The organism is Mycetocola saprophilus (genome assembly GCF_000718085.1).
In the GTDB taxonomy this organism is placed as follows: domain Bacteria; phylum Actinomycetota; class Actinomycetes; order Actinomycetales; family Microbacteriaceae; genus Mycetocola; species Mycetocola saprophilus.
Genome location: NZ_JOEC01000002.1, coordinates 770387 through 787885, shown reverse-complemented (window position 1 = coordinate 787885; position 17499 = coordinate 770387). Strand labels below are relative to the sequence as shown.

The window sequence follows — 17499 nt, the reverse complement described above, 5'->3', positions numbered from 1 at the left end:
GGGAAAACCTCGCTGAGTTGCGCGGATCGCCACGGGCGATCCACTGTGTCTGGGTGGGCATCGCTGGACGCCGCCGTGAACGGGTTGTTCACGGCCCCAGCTTACCCGTGATCCCAGTGGTTTTCTGGAATTGGCGGGACCGTGACGTTCGCCTCGGTGCCCCGGTGCGGGTTATCCTTGGGGAGTGACGATCGAAGAGCCCCGCAGCGTGTCCCGTACCGAGCGCGTCCTTGCCTACCTCCTACTGGTGTTTGTGGCGGCGGCGATCATCTCGTTTTTCGCCATCATCATCGGCTCCTCCAACGGGATGACCCCCGAATCCTTTGACACCCCGCTCTGGCGCGTCATCGCGTTTGTGCCGTGGGTGGGCCTGCCGGCGGCGTTCATCATCGTCTTTGTGCTGATCTTTATCGGCAGCCGAGGCCGCGCGGCCGCAAATAAGAAGGCAGCACGCTCCGAAAACGGGAGCTGACTCCCATCGTGCAACCTCGCGTCGCCGACCTCCGACTTCTCGCGGGAGCGCTCTCCGCGCGCACCGAAACCGACCTCGATGTCCTCCTTCGCCTGCGCCGCGTTCCGCCGGCAGCCAAGCTCACCGATTTTTTTGACCTCGCCGAGCTGCTGCTGGCCGAGGATTCGCTCCGCGCGGCGCTCTCCCCGCTGGATCGGGAACGCATCGACGCGCTGGCCACCGCGGATGCACAGACGCTGTCCGCGGCGCTGACCACCGAGCTGTCCGAGCGAGCACTCCTGGCCGTACACGACAACATCCCCGTCTTTTTGGAAACCGTGACCCGGCTCGCCCGCGAGATCGGTACCGAGGCGGCGGTGCTGCCCGACTCGGATCCGGCCGAAAATCCTGCCCCCGCCCCCGCCGGACGCCTTGCCCGCGGCGAGCGCGCCCTCAGCGAGCTGGTCATCGGTCTGGGCGATACCCCGGCCCGGGAACTCCTACGCGGCGGCCTGGCCCAACCCGAGCTGCGACGCCTCGGCACCGAATTGGGCCTCGACCCCGAGCTCATTCCCGCCCTGATGTCCCTCGCCGCCGATGCCCAGCTGGTCACGCTGACCCGCGATGGCTGGGTCCCCACCGACACCGGTGAAGCCTGGCTCGGGCTCGATACCCCGAGCCGGTGGCGGGTTCTCGCCGAGGCCTGGGCTGCCGGGTTCCCCGCGGGTATCGCCTCACTCGCGGTACTCAACGCCCCCTTTGCCACGCTGTTGGATATCGGGTTCCCCGCCGCGACCGATCCCCTTCGTCTGACATTCGCGCAGCGCATCACCAGCGGTGAGATCCTCGGGGTGCTCTCCCACGGGCACCTCACCATCCCCGGTGTCCGGATCCTGACCGCCCCGGAGGATCTGGCCGAGCCACTGGTCGATGCGTTTCCTGCCCCGATCACCGGCGTCTACCTGCAGCACGATCTGAGCATCATCATCCCCGGGACCCTGGCCCCCCACCTGGAACGTACCCTGCGTGGATTCGCAGACCTGGAAAACCGGGCGGAGGCATCAACGTATCGGTTGAGCGATGCCAGCATCATCCGCGGGCTGAGCGCAGGCACCACCGCCGAGGAGATCTCCACCTTCCTCGAGCAGATCTCCCTCACCGGGGTTCCCCAGCCCGTGCGCTATCTGATCGCCCGCGGCGGTGAGCGGTTCGGCTCGCTGATTCTGCGTCCGGACTCCGGACAGAGCAGGCTCACGGTGACCGAGTCGCCCCTCCTCGACCAGATGCTCGTGGATCGCAACCTGTCGGCGCTGGCCCTGCATCGGGACTCGGCGGTCACCGCCCACTCCCGATTCGATCCCGACGTGGTGTTCTGGGCACTCACCGATGCCCGCTACCCGGTCGTGGCCCACACCATCGAGGGCACCGTACGTCGCCCGCGCCGTCGGGTGGCACCGGTGGCCGTGATCGCCGAAACCGACTATCGTCCGCTGATCGATGTCCTGACCTCCGCCGCCCGCGATACCCCCACCGAAACCGATGCCGCCTGGCTCACGAGACGCCTCGCCACCGCCCTGCGCGCCCGCGAGACCCTGAACATCACGGTGAACATGCCCGGACACGGTGACTTCACCTTCCTGCTGGAACCCACCGGAATCTCCGGCGGGCGCCTGCGCGGACTGGATAAGGCCGCCGATACCGAGCGCACGTTCCCGATCGCCAACATCACCACGGTCTCCGAGGTCTAGTCGAGACCCGCGCCGGGCACGTGATCTCGGATGAGGCGAGGTGTCCGGCTCCGGATCCACGCCGTTCGCCGGGAGCGAGAACCACACCCGTTTGCCATGTCCACCTCCCGGGACTCGGGAAACACGGGTAGACTTGGCGGTTATGTCAGACGGCCCCCTCATCGTTCAAAGCGACCGCACGGTACTCCTCGAAGTCGCCCACCCCCAGGCCGAAGACGCGCGCCACGAGCTCGCGGTCTTCGCCGAACTCGAACGCGCCCCCGAGCACATTCACACCTACCGGATCACCCGCCTCGGGCTCTGGAACGCCCGCGCCGCCGGACACACCGGCGACGACATGATCGCGACCCTGGAACGCTATTCCAAGTTCGCCATTCCGCCGAGCGTGACCATGGATATCGCCGAAACGGTCTCCCGCTACGGCCGTCTGGTGATCGATCGCAATGAGGAGGGCGAGCTGATCCTGCGCTCCGATGACGCGGCGGTGCTGCGCGAGGTCTCGCACGCCAAGCGCATTCAGCCCCTCCTGGTGGGACACCCGGAGGCCGGGGTATACCTGGTCGAGCCGTGGGCGCGCGGCCAGCTCAAGCAGGACCTGGTGAAGCTCGGCTGGCCCGCCGAGGACCTGGCCGGGTACACCCCCGGCACCCCGCATCAGATCGATCTGGCCACCGATGGCTGGGAGCTGCGTGGCTACCAGCAGAAGGCGATCGACAACTTCTTCGACGGCGGCTCGGGCGTCGTGGTGCTTCCCTGTGGTGCCGGCAAGACCCTGGTGGGTGCCGGCGCGATGGCCACCGCCAAAACCAACACCCTGATCCTGGTCACCAACACGGTCTCCGCGCGCCAGTGGCGCGACGAGCTGCTGCGCCGTACCAGCCTCACCCCCGAGGAGATCGGCGAGTATTCGGGTGCGACCAAGGAGATCAAGCCGGTCACCATCGCGACCTATCAGATCCTCACCGCCCGCCGAAAGGGCGAGTATGCGCACCTGGCCCTGCTGGATGCGCTGGACTGGGGCCTCGTGGTCTATGACGAGGTCCACCTGCTGCCCGCGCCGGTGTTCAAACTGACCGCCGAGCTGCAGGCCCGCCGCCGCCTGGGCCTCACCGCGACCCTGGTGCGCGAGGACGGACGCGAGGGCGACGTCTTCAGCCTGATCGGTCCCAAGCGTTTTGACGCCCCCTGGAAGGAGATCGAGGCTCAGGGCTTCATCTCCCCGGCCGCGTGCTTCGAGGTGCGGGTCGACCTGCCCTATGAGGACCGGATGGCCTATGCCGCCGCCGCGGATGAGGAGCGCTACCGCCTGGCGGCCACCGCCGAGGCCAAGCTGCCGATCGTGAACCGCATCCTCAAGAAGCACAAGGGCGAGCGGATCCTGATCATCGGCCAGTACCTCGACCAGATCGATCACATCGCCACCTCGCTCGGGGTCCCCCAGCTCACCGGATCGACCCCGGTGGATGAGCGCGAGCGCCTGTTCCAGGAATTCCGCGACGGCGTCTCGGACGTGCTGGTGGTCTCCAAGGTTGCCAACTTCTCGGTGGACCTGCCCGAGGCCTCGGTCGCGATCCAGGTGTCCGGGGCGTTTGGATCCCGGCAGGAGGAGGCCCAGCGCCTGGGCCGCCTGCTGCGTCCGAAGTCGGTCAAGAAGACCGCCCACTTCTATACGCTGGTGGCCCGGGACACCCTGGATCAGGACTTTGCGCTGAATCGCCAGCGCTTCCTGGCCGAGCAGGGCTACTCGTATACGATCCTGGACTCGGATTCCCCCGAGCTCAGCGACGTCCCCGCCTGGGTGTAGCCTCCCCCGGCCCTCGTGCCCTCGCCGATTCCTCGGCGGGGGCACGCCCACGTGTGCGATTCCCCTGCCGCGGCCGAATCCCGGGTGGGAATCCCCAGACATCCCGACAACGCTCAGACTTCTTTCAGGAACTGTGCAGATACTGGGCACATGACCGGACCCAGAATTCTTATCGTTGATGACGAACCCAACATTCGCGACCTGCTGACCACGAGCCTGCGTTTTGCAGGCTTCGCCGTCCGCGCCGTAGGAAACGGTGCTCAGGCTATCTCCGCCGTGCTGGAGGAGGAGCCCGACCTGATGATCCTCGACGTCATGCTCCCGGATATGAACGGCTTCGGCGTGACCAAGCGTCTCCGTGCCGCCGGGTACACCGCTCCCATCCTCTTCCTCACCGCAAAGGATGACACCGAGGACAAGATCACCGGGCTCACCGTGGGCGGCGACGACTACGTCACCAAGCCCTTCAGCCTCGACGAGATCGTCGCCCGGATCAAGGCGATCCTCCGCCGCACCATGCAGGCCGACGAGGATGCGATCATCCGCACCGGCGAGCTCACCATGGATCAGGACACCCACGAGGTCCTCGTCGGAGACACCCCGATCGAGCTGAGCCCCACCGAGTTCAAGCTGCTGCGCTACCTCATGCTGAACCCCAACCGGGTTCTCAGCAAGGCACAGATTCTGGACCACGTTTGGGAGTACGATTTTAACGGCGACGCCGGCATCGTGGAGAGCTACATCTCCTACCTGCGGCGCAAGCTCGACCAATACTCGGCGGAGCCCCTGATCCAGACCAAGCGCGGTTTTGGATACATGCTCAAGACTTCGAAGGTGTAACAGCTCATCTCCATGCACGATTCCCTCAGCGAGTGGTGGCACTCCATCTCGCTGCGTACCAAGATCACCGGGGTCACCGTACTGGTGCTGGCCTTCGGCATTCTCGTGGCGGGAATCGGAACCATGGCGATGCTGCGTCCGGCACTGCAGGGGCAGGTGGATGAGCGGCTCAAGGCCGCGGCCGAGTCGATGGCCACGTTTGGCAAGATCGACCAGTCATCCACCTCCTCCGGCGGCCTGTCGACCACCGCGAACGACTACTACTTCGCGTTCTACTGGCCCGATGATGGCAAGCTCGTGCAGACCAACTGGAGCGATAAGTCGCCCAGCGTGGTGCCCAAGATTCCCGCCAACATTCACCTCCAGGACGCGCTCTCGCGCGGCCGGGCACCGTTCGCGCTGGACAGCGCCAACGGGTCCACCCACTTCCGCGCCGTCCTGATCCCCGTCTGGTACAAGGACGGTCCCGAAGAGCAGGGCGTGATGCTCGTGGCCACGAGCACCCGCGAGGCCGAGAACATTATCGCGACCTACCTCACCATCTTCTTTGGGCTGGGCCTTGCGGTGATCCTGTTTGGGGCCGCGCTGACCCGCCTGCTGGTGACCTCGACCTTTACCCCGCTGCGTGAGGTTGAACACACGGCCGCGGCCATCGCCGGGGGCGACTTTAGCCAACGATTGGCGGTCACCACCCCCAATACCGAGGTGGGCAGGCTCAGCCGCTCCCTCAATACGATGCTGGATCGCATCGACCAGGCCTTCTCCGATCGCGCCAAAACCATCGGCCAGATGCGCCGATTTGTGGGCGATGCGAGCCACGAGCTGCGCACCCCGCTGGTGACCGTGCGCGGATATGCCGAGCTGTATCGGATGGGGGCGCTGCAGTCCTCCGAGGATGTCAGCCAGGCGATGGAGCGCATCGAGAAGGAGGCCATCCGCATGGGTGGCCTGGTGGAAGATCTGCTGGAACTCGCCCGACTGGACGAAACCAAGCCGCTGAACCTCGGCCGCCTGGACCTCTCGGCGCTGGCCCGCGACGCGGTGATGGATGCCCGCGCGGCCGATCAGGGACGTACCGTGACCCTCGTGGTCGACGAGTATGTTCCGGTGAGCCCCGTCCCGCTGCCCGCCGAGGCGTATCCGACCGCGACTCCGCCGCGTACCGCGCTCCCCGCGGGTGCGACCCCGCGACCCGGCGCGGCTGCTACCTCCCAAACCGGCGAGATTCTGCCGGGCGGCGAACCCGCACTCACCCGTCCGCCGCTGGATGAAACCGCGATCCCGCAGGTGGATCCCACCCGGGTCATCGACCTGCCGACGACCGAGGTGCCCACCACCACGGGCAGGGTGCGCACCGGCACCGGTCCGCTCTCCCGGGTGCGCGGCGACGGCTCGGGTCCGTTCACCTCCCCGACCTCCCTGGTTTCCCGGCTGCGCGCGCGCCGTCCGCGCCGGAACACCGGACCGGTCGCCACCGAGGTGCCCGAATCGCCGGTCCCCGCGCCGTCCTCGGTTCCCACCCTGGACACCCCGGCGATCGTGCTGGCCGAGGAGAATAAGATCCGCCAGGTGGTCACCAACCTGATGGGCAACGCGCTGCGCTTCACCGACACCAGCTCGCCGATCGAGATCGGTGTCTCGGCCAACCCGGAGACCCGGCGGGCATCGATCGCGATCATCGACCACGGTGATGGAATTCCCGAGCAGCTGCGCGAGAAGATCTTCCAGCGCTTCTGGCGTGCCGACACCTCGCGCACCCGTGAGACCGGCGGCAGCGGCCTGGGCCTGGCGATCGTCGCCTCGATCATCGGCGCGCATCACGGCACGGTCACCGTCTCGGAGACCCCCGGCGGCGGCGCGACCTTCCGCGTCGAACTGCCGCTGCTGACCGAGGCTCCGCCCGCGCCACAGGATCCCGCAATCACCGAGTAGGTTCGGGACGCCGCGGGAATCGGGAATCACACGCGTGTCCCGCACCATTGTCGAGTCCCGTACCCCCAGACCGGCATCGGCGGCTCATTGCCCGTGCAATGCGTTCACAAGCTCGCAGGGAACCACCGGCTAGCGCGCCTCGTCCTCGCCGGCGGGTAGGCGCAGCAGGAGGGCGGTCATCAGCCGCGTTGCCGCATCGGCCAGGTCGAGACCACTCATCTGCTGCGCCCGGGTGAGCCGATAGCGCAGCGTATTGGGATGGATCCCCAGGCGCTTGGCCGCATAGCGGACATCCGAAAACGCGTCCAGGTACGCGCGGATACTGGGGATCAGGGCTCCGTCGTGGGTCGCGTCATGTGCGCGCAGCGCCTCCAGGCGCGGATCGCGCAGGTCCGGACGCGCGGCAAGCCAGCCGGTCACCTCGCCCAGCAGCACGTCCGAGCGCAGGCCCGAACGGGTCACCACCGCCGGGAAGCGTTCGGGGTCGCGCGCGACGGTATCCAGCAGATGGTCCACGCTCAGCCTCGCCTCGGGCAGGGTTGCAAACCCGCCCTCGGCCTCGGCAATGCCCGCGTGCAACGCACCGGGCAGGCGCGAGCGCACGCTGTTCAGGGCGGCTTCGGTCCACTCGGTCAGGCGGTCGGGGTCGGTTCCGGTGATGATCGCGTACAGCCTCCCGCGATGGGTGCCGACCACGATGCGGCGGCGATCGCTCGAGGCCGAGAGTCGCAGGTATCCGGTCAGCGCGGCCACCGCGGTCTCATCCAGCCCCTCGGCGGTGTCGGGAGCAAACCCGATCACCGCGAGAAACTCGCCGCCGCGCGGATCCAGCAGGCTCGCCAGCGCATACCGGTCGGTCACCGTGGGCTCGGTACCGGGGGCGCCCAGGCCGAGACCCTCGCGCACCAGGCGCTCCTCCATCCCGGGTCCACCGGGTCGTCCACGCAGGCCGCGCACGGCGAGCCGGGCGGCGCCGGGCAGCAGTTCCGGGGCATCGGCGGCGAAGGGTCCGATCCCGCGCTGAATCCAGAGCGTGCCGAGGAATTCGCCGCCGTCGTGGATGCCCACGGCCAGGCGTTCCTGCCGCAGCCCATCGGCGGTCGCCGGGACCCGCACCACGGTGTCCTCCCGCGCCAGCGCGCTCAGCACACCCTCGTCGCTGAGCCGCCGCATCTGGGCGGCGGGACCACGCCGTCCGAGAATCGAGGAGATCCGCAGCTCATCCGCCCCGGCCACCGCCCGCGAATAGGCCAGCACCTCGCCCCCGGGTCCCTCGATGCTCACCAGCCCGCGCACCTGGGCGGCCACCGATTCGGCCAGCGCGAACAGGTCGCCGGCGTCCTCACCGCGGGCGGGATCCGGCAGCACCGTGTGCCCGAGTACCCGCTGCACCAGACCGGCCAGCTGATCCCAACCGGCATCGGGGTGCACCCGTACCAGGTGGACGCCGCGTTCCTGGGCGGCCTCGATCGCCGCGGCGGGTTCCCCCGTGAGCTTCACAAAGAGCACGCTGCCCTCGGGGGCGAGCGGTACCAGGGCCGGAAGACCCGCGTCCCGGACGCCAATCAGGAGCAGCACATCGGCATCGGGGACGCTGCGGGTCCGCAGCTCGTCCGCCTCGATCACCGCACTCGTGCGCAGCCTGACCGAGGTTTTGCCCGCGGTGATCAGCCGGGCCAGCGGCGCGCCGATCGTGTGCAGCAGGGTGCGCAGTTCCACTTCGCCGGTCATGACCATCACTCGCCTCGCTGATTGTTCAAAAGTCCTAGAGATAGCCTAAAGCCTCATTCAGTTGGCCAAGTAATTTGCGCGAGTTCGGGCGTAGATTGGCAGGGCCTCCCGCCCCGGGTGGCGTTCGACCCCGTCGTCAGGAACATCATGACCACAGAACTTCCCACCGTGCCCGGCGAGGACGCCGTCGCCCTGGTGCGCCGCTGGCTCACCGAGAGCAAGGATCACGCCCCGAGCCGTTCGGCGACCCTGCTGGCCGAAACCCTGCGCGATCCCGCCGGACTCGACTTCACCCTGGGCTTTGTTGACCGGGTCATCCGCCCCGAAGACCTCGGCGTCGCCGCCAAGAACCTCCGCGCCCTGGCCGGGAACACCCCGCGGTTCCTGCCCGCCTACATGCGCGGCGCCGTGCGTCTGGGTGGCGCGTTTGCGCCGATCCTGCCCGGAATCGTGGTCCCGATCGCCCGCCGCGTGCTGCGCGGGATGGTGAGCCACCTGATTCTCGACGCCCGTCCGGCACAGCTCGGTCGCGGCATCAGCCACCTCTCCGCCGCCGGCCACCGGCTGAACATCAACCTGCTCGGCGAGGCGGTGCTCGGTGATGCCGAGGCTAACCGCCGCCTGGCCGGAACCCGCGAGCTGCTGGCCCGGCCCGACGTGGACTACGTGTCGATCAAGGTGTCCTCGGTGGTCAACGAGCTGAGCCTCTGGGACTACGACAACACCGTGACCAAGGTCGTGGACCGCCTGGTGCCGCTGTACCAGCTGGCCGCAAACTCCCCCTCCCCCAAGTTCATCAACCTGGACATGGAGGAGTACCACGACCTCCACCTGACCATCGATGTCCTCAAGGCGATCCTCGACCGCCCCGAATTCCTGACCCTTGAGGCCGGCATCGTGCTGCAGGCCTACCTGCCCGATGCGCTGGGCGCGATCCAGGAGCTCACCGAGTGGTCCCAGGCCCGCCGAGCCCGCGGCGGCGCCGGCATCAAGGTGCGCGTGGTGAAGGGCGCCAACCTGGCGATGGAGACCGTCTCGGCCACCACCCACGGCTGGGAGCTCGCGACCTACGGCACCAAGCAGGACTCCGACACCAATTACAAGCGTGTGCTCGACTGGGCCCTGCGGCCCGAGCACACCGACGCCGTCCGCCTGGGAATCGCCGGCCACAACCTGTTCGACATCGCGCACGCACACCTGCTGGCCGAGGCCCGCGGGGTCTCCAACCGGGTCGAGTTCGAGATGCTGCTCGGCATGGCCGAGGGTCAGGCCGCCGCGATCTCCAAGGATGTTGGCTCGCTGCTGCTCTACACCCCGGTGGTGGCCCCCGAAAACTTCGATGCCGCGATCTCCTATCTGGTGCGCCGGCTCGAGGAAAACGCCAGCCCGCAGAACTTCATGTCCGCGGTGTTTGAGCTGACCAAGGATCCCTCGCTGTTCGACCGCGAGAAGAACCGTTTCCTGGCTTCGTTAGCCGCGGTGGATGCGACCGTCCCCGGTGCCAACCGTACCCAGTCGCGCCTGACCGAGGTGCCTGCGACCCCCGCCGCGGCCTTTGCTAACACCCCGGACACCGACTCCTCGCTGCCCGATAACATCCGCTGGGCGCACCAGATCGCCGCCCGCATCCCCACCTCCGAGCTGGGATTGGCCGGGATCGCCGCGGCCGCCGTGCACACCGGCGACGAGGTCGAGGCGCTGATTGCCGGTGCCCGCGCCGCCCAGCCCGCCTGGCACGGTGCCGGATCCGCCGAGCGCGCCCGCGTGCTGCGCGAGGTGGCCCGCAACCTGTCGGCCCACCGCGGTGAGCTGATCGAGGTGGCCGCCGTGGAGACCGGAAAGAGCCTGGACCAGGCCGACCCCGAGGTATCCGAGGCCATCGACTTTGCCGTGTACTACGCCGAGCGTGCCGAGGAGCTTGACCGCATCCAGGGTGCCGACTTCACCCCGGCGACCCTGACCGTGGTTGCCCCGCCGTGGAACTTCCCGGTCGCGATCCCCACCGGTTCGGTGCTCGCCGCGCTGGCCGCCGGATCCGCCGTGATCCTCAAGCCCGCCCCGCAGGCCCGCCGCTGCGCCGCGGTCATCGCCGAACTCCTCTGGGAGGCCGGGGTGCCGCGCGAGGTGCTGATCCTCGCCGATGTGGCCGAGGGAGACCTCGGCAAGCAGCTGATTGCGCACCCGAACGTGGACCGCGTGATCCTCACCGGCGCGTTTGAAACCGCCGAGCTGTTCCGCTCCTGGCGACAGGACCTCCCGCTGCTCGCCGAGACCTCGGGCAAGAACTCGATTATCGTGACCCCGAGCGCCGACATCGACCTGGCCGTGGCCGACGTGGTCTACTCGGCCTTCGGACACGCCGGACAGAAGTGCTCGGCCGCGAGCCTGGTGATCCTGGTGGGCGAGATGGGACGCTCCGAGCGCTTCATCAACCAGCTCAAGGACGCCACCTCGAGCCTGCGCGTGGACCTGCCCACGAACCTCGCCGCCCAGGTGGGACCGATCATCGAGCCCGCCGCCGGCAAGCTTGCCTGGGCCCTGAACGAACTGGCCCCGGGCGAGACCTGGGCCGTGACCCCGAAGAAGCTCGACGACGAGGGCCAGCTGTACTCCCCCGGCGTGCGCCTCGGCGTGGCCGAGGGTAGCCGCTTCCACACCACCGAGTTCTTCGGACCGGTGCTCGGCGTGATGACCGTCCCCACCTTGGAAGACGCAATCCGCGTGCAGAACGGCACCGCCTACGGCCTGACCGCCGGGCTCCACTCGCTGGATGCCGCCGAGCTCAAGGTGTGGCTGGACGGAGTGCAGGCCGGAAACCTGTATGTGAACCGCGGTATCACCGGGGCGATCGTGCGCCGTCAGCCCTTCGGCGGCTGGAAGCGTTCGGCCATCGGTGCCGGGGCTAAGGCCGGTGGACCCAACTACCTGTTCGGTCTGGGCTCGTTTACCCCCGCCGCCGTATCCGTGGTTCCGCAGACCGGACCGGATGCCCGGGTGCGCGGCATCATCAATGCCGCCAGCGGCATCGACACCGAGATCCTGCTGCGCGCCGCCGCCCTCGACCAGGCGGCCTGGGACACCGAGTTCGGGATCGCCGCGGATGTGTCGGACCTGGGCCTGGAGCGCAACCTGTTCCGCTACCTGCCCGCCCACACCGGCGTGCGGATCGCCGAGAACGCGAACCTGACCGACGCCGTGCGTGTGCTGATCGCCGCGGTTCGTGCCGGTGGAACCGTCCCGGTGAGCACCGGAATCGCCCTGCCGGGAACGCTGGAGTCGGCGCTGCGTGCCTCGGGACTGACCGTCACGAATCAGAACGATGCCGAGTGGCTGGCCGCCCTGCCCACCACCGACCTGGCCCGCATCCGCGTGGTCGGCTCGAGCACCGGCGACGAGTACGCCGCCGCCGGTGGCCGCCCCGAGCTGGCCTTCTACCGCGACCCGGTCACCGAGGCCGGCCGGATCGAGCTGCTGCCGTTCCTGCACGAGCAGGCCATCTCGATCACCGCACACCGCTTCGGCAACCACGACGCCTGGTCCGAGGCAGCAATCTAACCGCCCTCCCCAGGCAAGCCACCGCCCCCGGAACCGTCCTCGGTTTCGGGGGCGGTTCCGTTTCCCGTGGCCGTGGTATCCGTCCCACCCGGCATTTCGCCGCGCGCCGGAGCCTACCCCTATTCGGGAATCGCTTTTCGGGGTGCTCCGAAGCGCAGGACGCCGATCAGAACCAGCGTGACACCGGCCAGTGCGCCGGAAGCCCAGGCGAGTGTCCCGTATGACCAGACCGCCGTCAGGGTGCCCGCGATGATGCTGGCACAACCGCCGGAGACGTTCATGGTGAGATCCATCAGTCCCTGTAACCGTCCGCGCTCCCGGGGTGGAATGCTCTCGGAGACAAGCACCGAGCCCGCCACGATACTCATTGACCATCCAAATCCCAGCAGGGTAAGCCCCGTCGTAAACATCCAAGACGCTCCCGAATGGGACAGCGCGAGCACGACGGCCGTGGTGCCGGAGAGCACAAGCCCGCAGAGCCCCACGAACCGCGCGCCTCGCCACCGGGCAAGCAGTCCAAAAACCGGGCTCAGGACGTACATCGCGACCAGATGGGCGCTCATCATCATCCCCACCAGGCCGGCCGGGGTATCCACCATTACCAGGTGCACGGGGGCCATCCCCATGAGGGCTATCATCACCGAGTGCGAGACCAGCGTGAGGACCAGGGCAAAGATCGCCGCGGGGTGGCGACGCAACACCGTCGGAAGATTTCGTCGCTCCACCCCGGGTCTACGCCCATCCGCTCCGATGGCTCCGGCTGGTGCCCAGAGGAATGAAATACCGGCCGCCAGAGCGTAGAGGACCAGCAACACGATAAAGGGCGATGCCGTTTTGGTCCCGCCGGTCAGGCTCATCAGGTTCGGGCCAATCAGCGATCCAGACGTCCCCGCCCAGAGAATCAGGCTGATCGCCAGGGGCAGGTGGATGGGATCGGTAACCGCGTCGGCCGCGGCAAAGCGGGTCGCTAAAGCGCCCACGGTACCTCCCCCGATAAGGACCAGGGCAATCAGGAACAGGGGCCAGGACTCGGCCGTGATTGCCAGTACCGTGCCCATAGCTCCGAGCGCGGCCAGGGAAAACGCGGTACCGAGGGCGGTGCGTCGACCCCGACGCCGCGAGAGCGCGGCGATGGGGAGGGTGAGGAGACTCGCTCCGAGAATCATCGCCGTCTGCGACAGACCGGCAATCTGCTCGGACCGGGACAACTGATACGCAACCGGCGTCACCACGGTGAGTGCCAAACCGGCAGCGGTGGAGGCAAGAACCTGGGTGGCACCGAGTGCCAGCAACGCGGGGGCAAACTCGGTGGATACTCGGCGACGACGCATGGCGATGGGCTCCCTTGAGTTCAGGGACCAGCGTGTACGTGCAAGCTGGCTATCGTCTCGACGCCCGGAAGCCCGGAAGCCCGGGCACGCTAGCCGCAGATTTTTGGTCCCGGATCGGCCGGGTTTCCCCGTGATGCTTGCCCTCGCCCGCACTCGTTGCCAGAATGGGGCCACCGGGGCGGGGTGCTCCGCGGGGCAAGGAGACCAGCGTTGGATATGACCGCGATTAATCCACTACTCGTGAGCATTCTCATCTTCGCCGGGGTGGCGGTGCTGAGCTGGGCCGTGACCGCCCGCACCGGCTCGTCTGCCTGGCTCGACCGGTTGTGGTCGATCCTGCCGATCGTCTATGGCTGGGTGTTTGCCGCAGCCGCAGGCCTCGCGGATCCCCGGCTGAATCTGCTGGCGATCCTCGCCACCGCCTGGGGCGTGCGTCTCACATTCAACTACGCCCGCAAGGGTGGCTATAAACGCGGTGCCGAGGATTATCGCTGGGGCACCGTGCGCAACAGGCTGAATCGCACACAGTGGTTCTTTTTCCACGCGCTCTTTATTAGCGTTTACCAGCAGGCTCTCCTGCTGCTCCTGGTGCTCCCCGCCTGGACCGCATACGAACACCGCACCCCGCTGGGGTGGTCGGACTGGCTTTTTGCCGCCGTGTTCCTCGTCCTGCTGATGGGTGAGGGCACGGCCGATGGGCAGCAGTGGCGGTTCCAGCAGCGCAAGAAAGCCGCCGCGGCCGCGGGACAGCCGTTGGCCGACGGCTTTATCAGCACCGGCCTGTTTCGCCTCTCCCGGCATCCCAACCTGTTCTGCGAGATCATGATGTGGTGGGTGTTCTATGTGCTGGGTGCCATCGCGGTGGGAGAGCCGTTCTCCAGGACCATCCTGGGAACCGTGCTCCTCACCGCACAGAGCATCGGCTCGACGGTGATGGCCGAATCCATCTCCGGCGCTAAATATCCCGGCTACGCGGCCTACCGCGCCCGCACCTCACGCCTGCTCCCCTGGCCGCCGCGCGCCTAATGCTCATTGAGCCTGTCATTCCCGTGCAGAAACGCTCCTCGACTCTCGTAATTCTGGTCATCGGCGCGTAACCTCGCTGACAAGAAGGTGAGGACAAGGTCCCTCCTCAGGAGTCGACCGGGTCTGCAAGACGAAAGCGCTTGCAGGCTCGTTCAAGCTCCGTAGCGACAACAAAACGGGCGCCCTCCCGAAGGAGAGCGCCCGTCCCGTGTGAAACGAGGGTTGGACTTAGAAGTCCATACCGCCACCGTCGCCACCGGCTACCGGAGCAGCCTTCTCGGGCTTGTCGGCCACGACGACCTCGGTGGTCAGGAACAGACCGGCGATCGAAGCGGCGTTCTGCAGTGCCGAACGGGTGACCTTGGCCGGGTCGATGATGCCCTGAGCGATCATGTCACCGTACTCACCGGATGCGGCGTTGAAGCCGTGGCCGACGGGCAGGTCGCGGACCTTGGCGGCCACAACACCGGGCTCCTGGCCGGCGTTCAGTGCGATCTGCTTCAGCGGGGCCTCGATGGCCACGCGAACGATGTTTGCACCGGTTGCCTCGTCGCCGACGAGCTCCAGCTTCTCGAAGGCCAGCTTGCCGGCCTGGATCAGGGCAACGCCACCACCGGCGATGATGCCCTCTTCGACGGCAGCCTTGGCGTTACGCACGGCGTCCTCGATGCGGTGCTTGCGCTCCTTGAGCTCAACCTCGGTTGCGGCTCCGGCCTTGATGACCGCAACACCGCCGGCCAGCTTGGCCAGACGCTCCTGCAGCTTCTCGCGGTCGTAGTCCGAGTCGGTGCCCTCGATCTCGCGACGGATCTGAGCCACGCGACCGGCGATGGCGTCGGCGTCGCCGGCACCCTCGACGATGGTGGTCTCGTCCTTGGTGATGACAACCTTGCGGGCGCGGCCCAGGTCGGTCAGCTTCAGCTGCTCGAAGGTCAGGCCGAGCTCGGCGGAGATAACCTCTCCACCGGCCAGTACGGCGATGTCCTTGAGCTGAGCCTTGCGGCGCTCACCGAAGCCCGGAGCCTTGACGGCGGCGGACTTGAAGATGCCACGGATCTTGTTGACAACCAGGGTGGTCAGCGCTTCGCCGTCCACGTCCTCGGCGATGATGACGAGGGGCTTGCCGGTCTGCATGACCAGGTCGGCAACCGGGGACAGGTCCTTGACCGAGGAGATCTTGGAGTCTGCGATCAGGATGTAGGCATCCTCGAAGACGGTCTCCTGGCGGTCGGGGTCGGTGACGAAGTAGGCCGACAGGTAACCCTTGTCGAAGCGCATACCCTCGGTCAGCTCGAGCTCGGTACCGAAGGTGCTGGACTCCTCAACGGTGACCACACCCTCCTTACCAACCTTGTCGATGGCCTCGGCGATGATCTCACCAATGCCGGTGTCGGCGGCCGAGATCGACGCGGTGGCGGCGATCTGGTCCTTGGTCTCGATCTCCTTGGAAGCCTCGGTCAGCTCGGCGATAACCGCGGCCACGGCCTTCTCGATGCCCTTCTTCAGGCTGATCGGGTCGGCACCGGCGGCAACGTTACGCAGGCCCTCGCGGACCAGGGCCTGGGCGAGAACCACCGAGGTGGTGGTTCCGTCACCGGCGACGTCATCGGTCTTCTTGGCGACCTCCTTGACGAGCTCCGCACCGATCTTCTCGTACGGGTCGTCGAGCTCGATCTCCTTGGCGATGGACACACCATCGTTGGTGATCGTGGGGGCGCCCCACTTCTTCTCAAGTACTACGTTCCGACCGCGCGGGCCAAGGGTGACCTTGACGGCGTCGGCGAGCGTGTTCAGTCCACGCTCAAGACCGCGGCGGGCCTCTTCGTCAAAAGCAATGATCTTTGCCATGTGGTTTTTCGTCCCTCCCGGACGTCGAAAACGGGGTTAGCACTCGATGAATGTGAGTGCTAACTCGATTCTGGCACTCTCCACCTACGAGTGCAAGCCGAACCAGGCAGATGACGGCGGATGAACAGGGAGCCCACGGGGTCCCTATTCGAAGCGCACCTCGGCACCCGAGATTAGCGGCACAAGCTCAACCCAGGCGTTGCCCGGGGCCAGCAGAATCGGTTCCCCCGCCTCGGTGGTGAGCGTGATGGGCGCGGTCGCCTCGGTCTTGGACCAGGTCACCGGAATCACCTGCCCGCCCGTGGACACATGCCCGGTCCCCGAACCGATCAGCACGGTCTTGGGCACCCCCGGATACTGGTTGTCGATGTTCACCCGAAGCACAATCACGTTGGTGGCCGACCGGGTCTTGCCGTCGGTATCCAGGTCGGGCTTGCCCTGCTGCGAACGCAGGAAAACTCCCTGGGTGGTATCCCAGGCCCAGGACTGCTGCCGGGAGGCCGAGAAGGTCGCAAGGATTGTCGCCACCGGCGTTCCGCCCTGGAGCGCCGAGGCCCCCTCGGCCGTTTCGGCATGCTCAAACTGCGTGGGCGGTGCGGCCAGCCCCTTCTGATCGTCGATCAGCTTTTCGGCCCGCAGGATCACGTTATGCGGGGCGGGCTTGTCCTTGCTGCGGTACATAAACGGGTCGGCATTCGGCTGACCGTGGATGAAGTTCTTGACCGGGGTGTTCTCCATCTGGTCCACGAAGATCTGCTGTCCACCCGAGTAGGCCACGATGCCGCCGAAGGGGGAAATGATGTCCGGGTCCATCGGACGAATCGAGCGCAGCGGCCCCAGCTCCTCGGGAATCTGGGACTGCCAGACCGCAACGTAGCGGGTCAGTCCGCCCTCGACCAGCTCCTCAAACACCAGGTCGGCGCGCTCCAGCCCGCGCTGGGGACGCGCCTCGACGTCGTTACCGATCTTGGCGGCGAGCGAGGGGCGACCCAGGATCTCCAGCGACGCCGACTCACCCGTGAGCGGGGCGACGGCCCCCGGGGCGTCTTCGGTGTCCGTCGGAGTGGCCGAGGTCACCGGTTCGGGTCGCTCGGCACACGCGGACAGGAGCGAGACCCCCATCAGGCAGGCGATCAGTACACGCGCCACCCGCATGGGAGTGGCCGCGGGCGAGGTCAAGCGCGATGCTGCGAGTCTGGACATGCCGATAACCATAACGTGCCCGGGCCATAA

The 17499-nt window shown here is 67.3% G+C and carries 11 protein-coding genes; 7 read left to right on the top strand and 4 right to left on the bottom strand.

All coding sequences use genetic code 11. The features are described 5' to 3' along the window. The first annotated feature begins 184 nt into the window (after positions 1–184). The 5 genes from IE92_RS0109420 (at position 185) to IE92_RS0109400 (ending at position 6775) form a co-directional block, all read left to right on the top strand. Positions 185–472, top strand: a complete 288-nt coding sequence (locus IE92_RS0109420) for a hypothetical protein (RefSeq protein ID WP_156027487.1) — start codon at positions 185–187, stop codon at positions 470–472. Between the two features lie 8 nt (positions 473–480). Continuing rightward, positions 481–2199: a helicase-associated domain-containing protein gene (locus IE92_RS0109415; protein WP_030148245.1), complete on the top strand. Its 1719-nt coding sequence runs from the start codon at positions 481–483 to the stop codon at positions 2197–2199. A 142-nt stretch (positions 2200–2341) separates the two neighbouring features. Further along, positions 2342–4003 (top strand): DNA repair helicase XPB, encoded by a 1662-nt coding sequence (locus IE92_RS0109410; RefSeq protein WP_030148244.1) that lies wholly within the window; start codon positions 2342–2344, stop codon positions 4001–4003. A 150-nt stretch (positions 4004–4153) separates the two neighbouring features. Continuing rightward, positions 4154–4843, top strand: a complete 690-nt coding sequence (locus IE92_RS0109405) for a response regulator transcription factor (protein WP_030148243.1) — start codon at positions 4154–4156, stop codon at positions 4841–4843. A 12-nt stretch (positions 4844–4855) separates the two neighbouring features. Beyond that, positions 4856–6775 carry a sensor histidine kinase gene (locus tag IE92_RS0109400; RefSeq protein ID WP_030148242.1) on the top strand — a complete coding sequence of 640 codons (1920 nt, stop codon included), beginning with the start codon at positions 4856–4858 and terminating at the stop codon, positions 6773–6775. 129 nt (positions 6776–6904) lie between these two features. Here the strand turns inward: IE92_RS0109400 and IE92_RS0109395 are convergent, their stop codons facing one another. Continuing rightward, entirely contained in the window at positions 6905–8506 is a 1602-nt protein-coding gene (locus tag IE92_RS0109395) for a PucR family transcriptional regulator (RefSeq protein ID WP_051701640.1), read from the bottom strand. 147 nt (positions 8507–8653) lie between these two features. Between IE92_RS0109395 and IE92_RS0109390 the strand changes: the two genes are divergently transcribed. Then, the gene (locus IE92_RS0109390) at positions 8654–12061 is read left to right on the top strand and encodes a proline dehydrogenase family protein (RefSeq protein WP_030149663.1); all 3408 of its coding nucleotides are present in this window, start codon (positions 8654–8656) and stop codon (positions 12059–12061) included. 119 nt (positions 12062–12180) lie between these two features. Here IE92_RS0109390 and IE92_RS0109385 read toward each other — a convergent pair whose 3' ends face one another. Beyond that, positions 12181–13392 carry an MFS transporter gene (locus IE92_RS0109385; RefSeq protein ID WP_030148239.1) on the bottom strand — a complete coding sequence of 404 codons (1212 nt, stop codon included), beginning with the start codon at positions 13390–13392 and terminating at the stop codon, positions 12181–12183. Between the two features lie 216 nt (positions 13393–13608). Between IE92_RS0109385 and IE92_RS0109380 the strand changes: the two genes are divergently transcribed. Next, positions 13609–14418, top strand: coding sequence for a DUF1295 domain-containing protein (locus tag IE92_RS0109380; protein ID WP_051701641.1), 810 nt, complete (start codon positions 13609–13611; stop codon positions 14416–14418). Positions 14419–14646: 228 nt separating this feature from the next. Here the strand turns inward: IE92_RS0109380 and groL are convergent, their stop codons facing one another. Then, positions 14647–16266 carry a chaperonin GroEL gene (gene groL, locus IE92_RS0109375; protein WP_030148237.1) on the bottom strand — a complete coding sequence of 540 codons (1620 nt, stop codon included), beginning with the start codon at positions 16264–16266 and terminating at the stop codon, positions 14647–14649. Positions 16267–16410: 144 nt separating this feature from the next. Beyond that, the gene (locus tag IE92_RS0109370; RefSeq protein WP_030148236.1) at positions 16411–17469 is read right to left on the bottom strand and encodes a DUF3048 domain-containing protein; all 1059 of its coding nucleotides are present in this window, start codon (positions 17467–17469) and stop codon (positions 16411–16413) included. Positions 17470–17499: the final 30 nt, after the last annotated feature.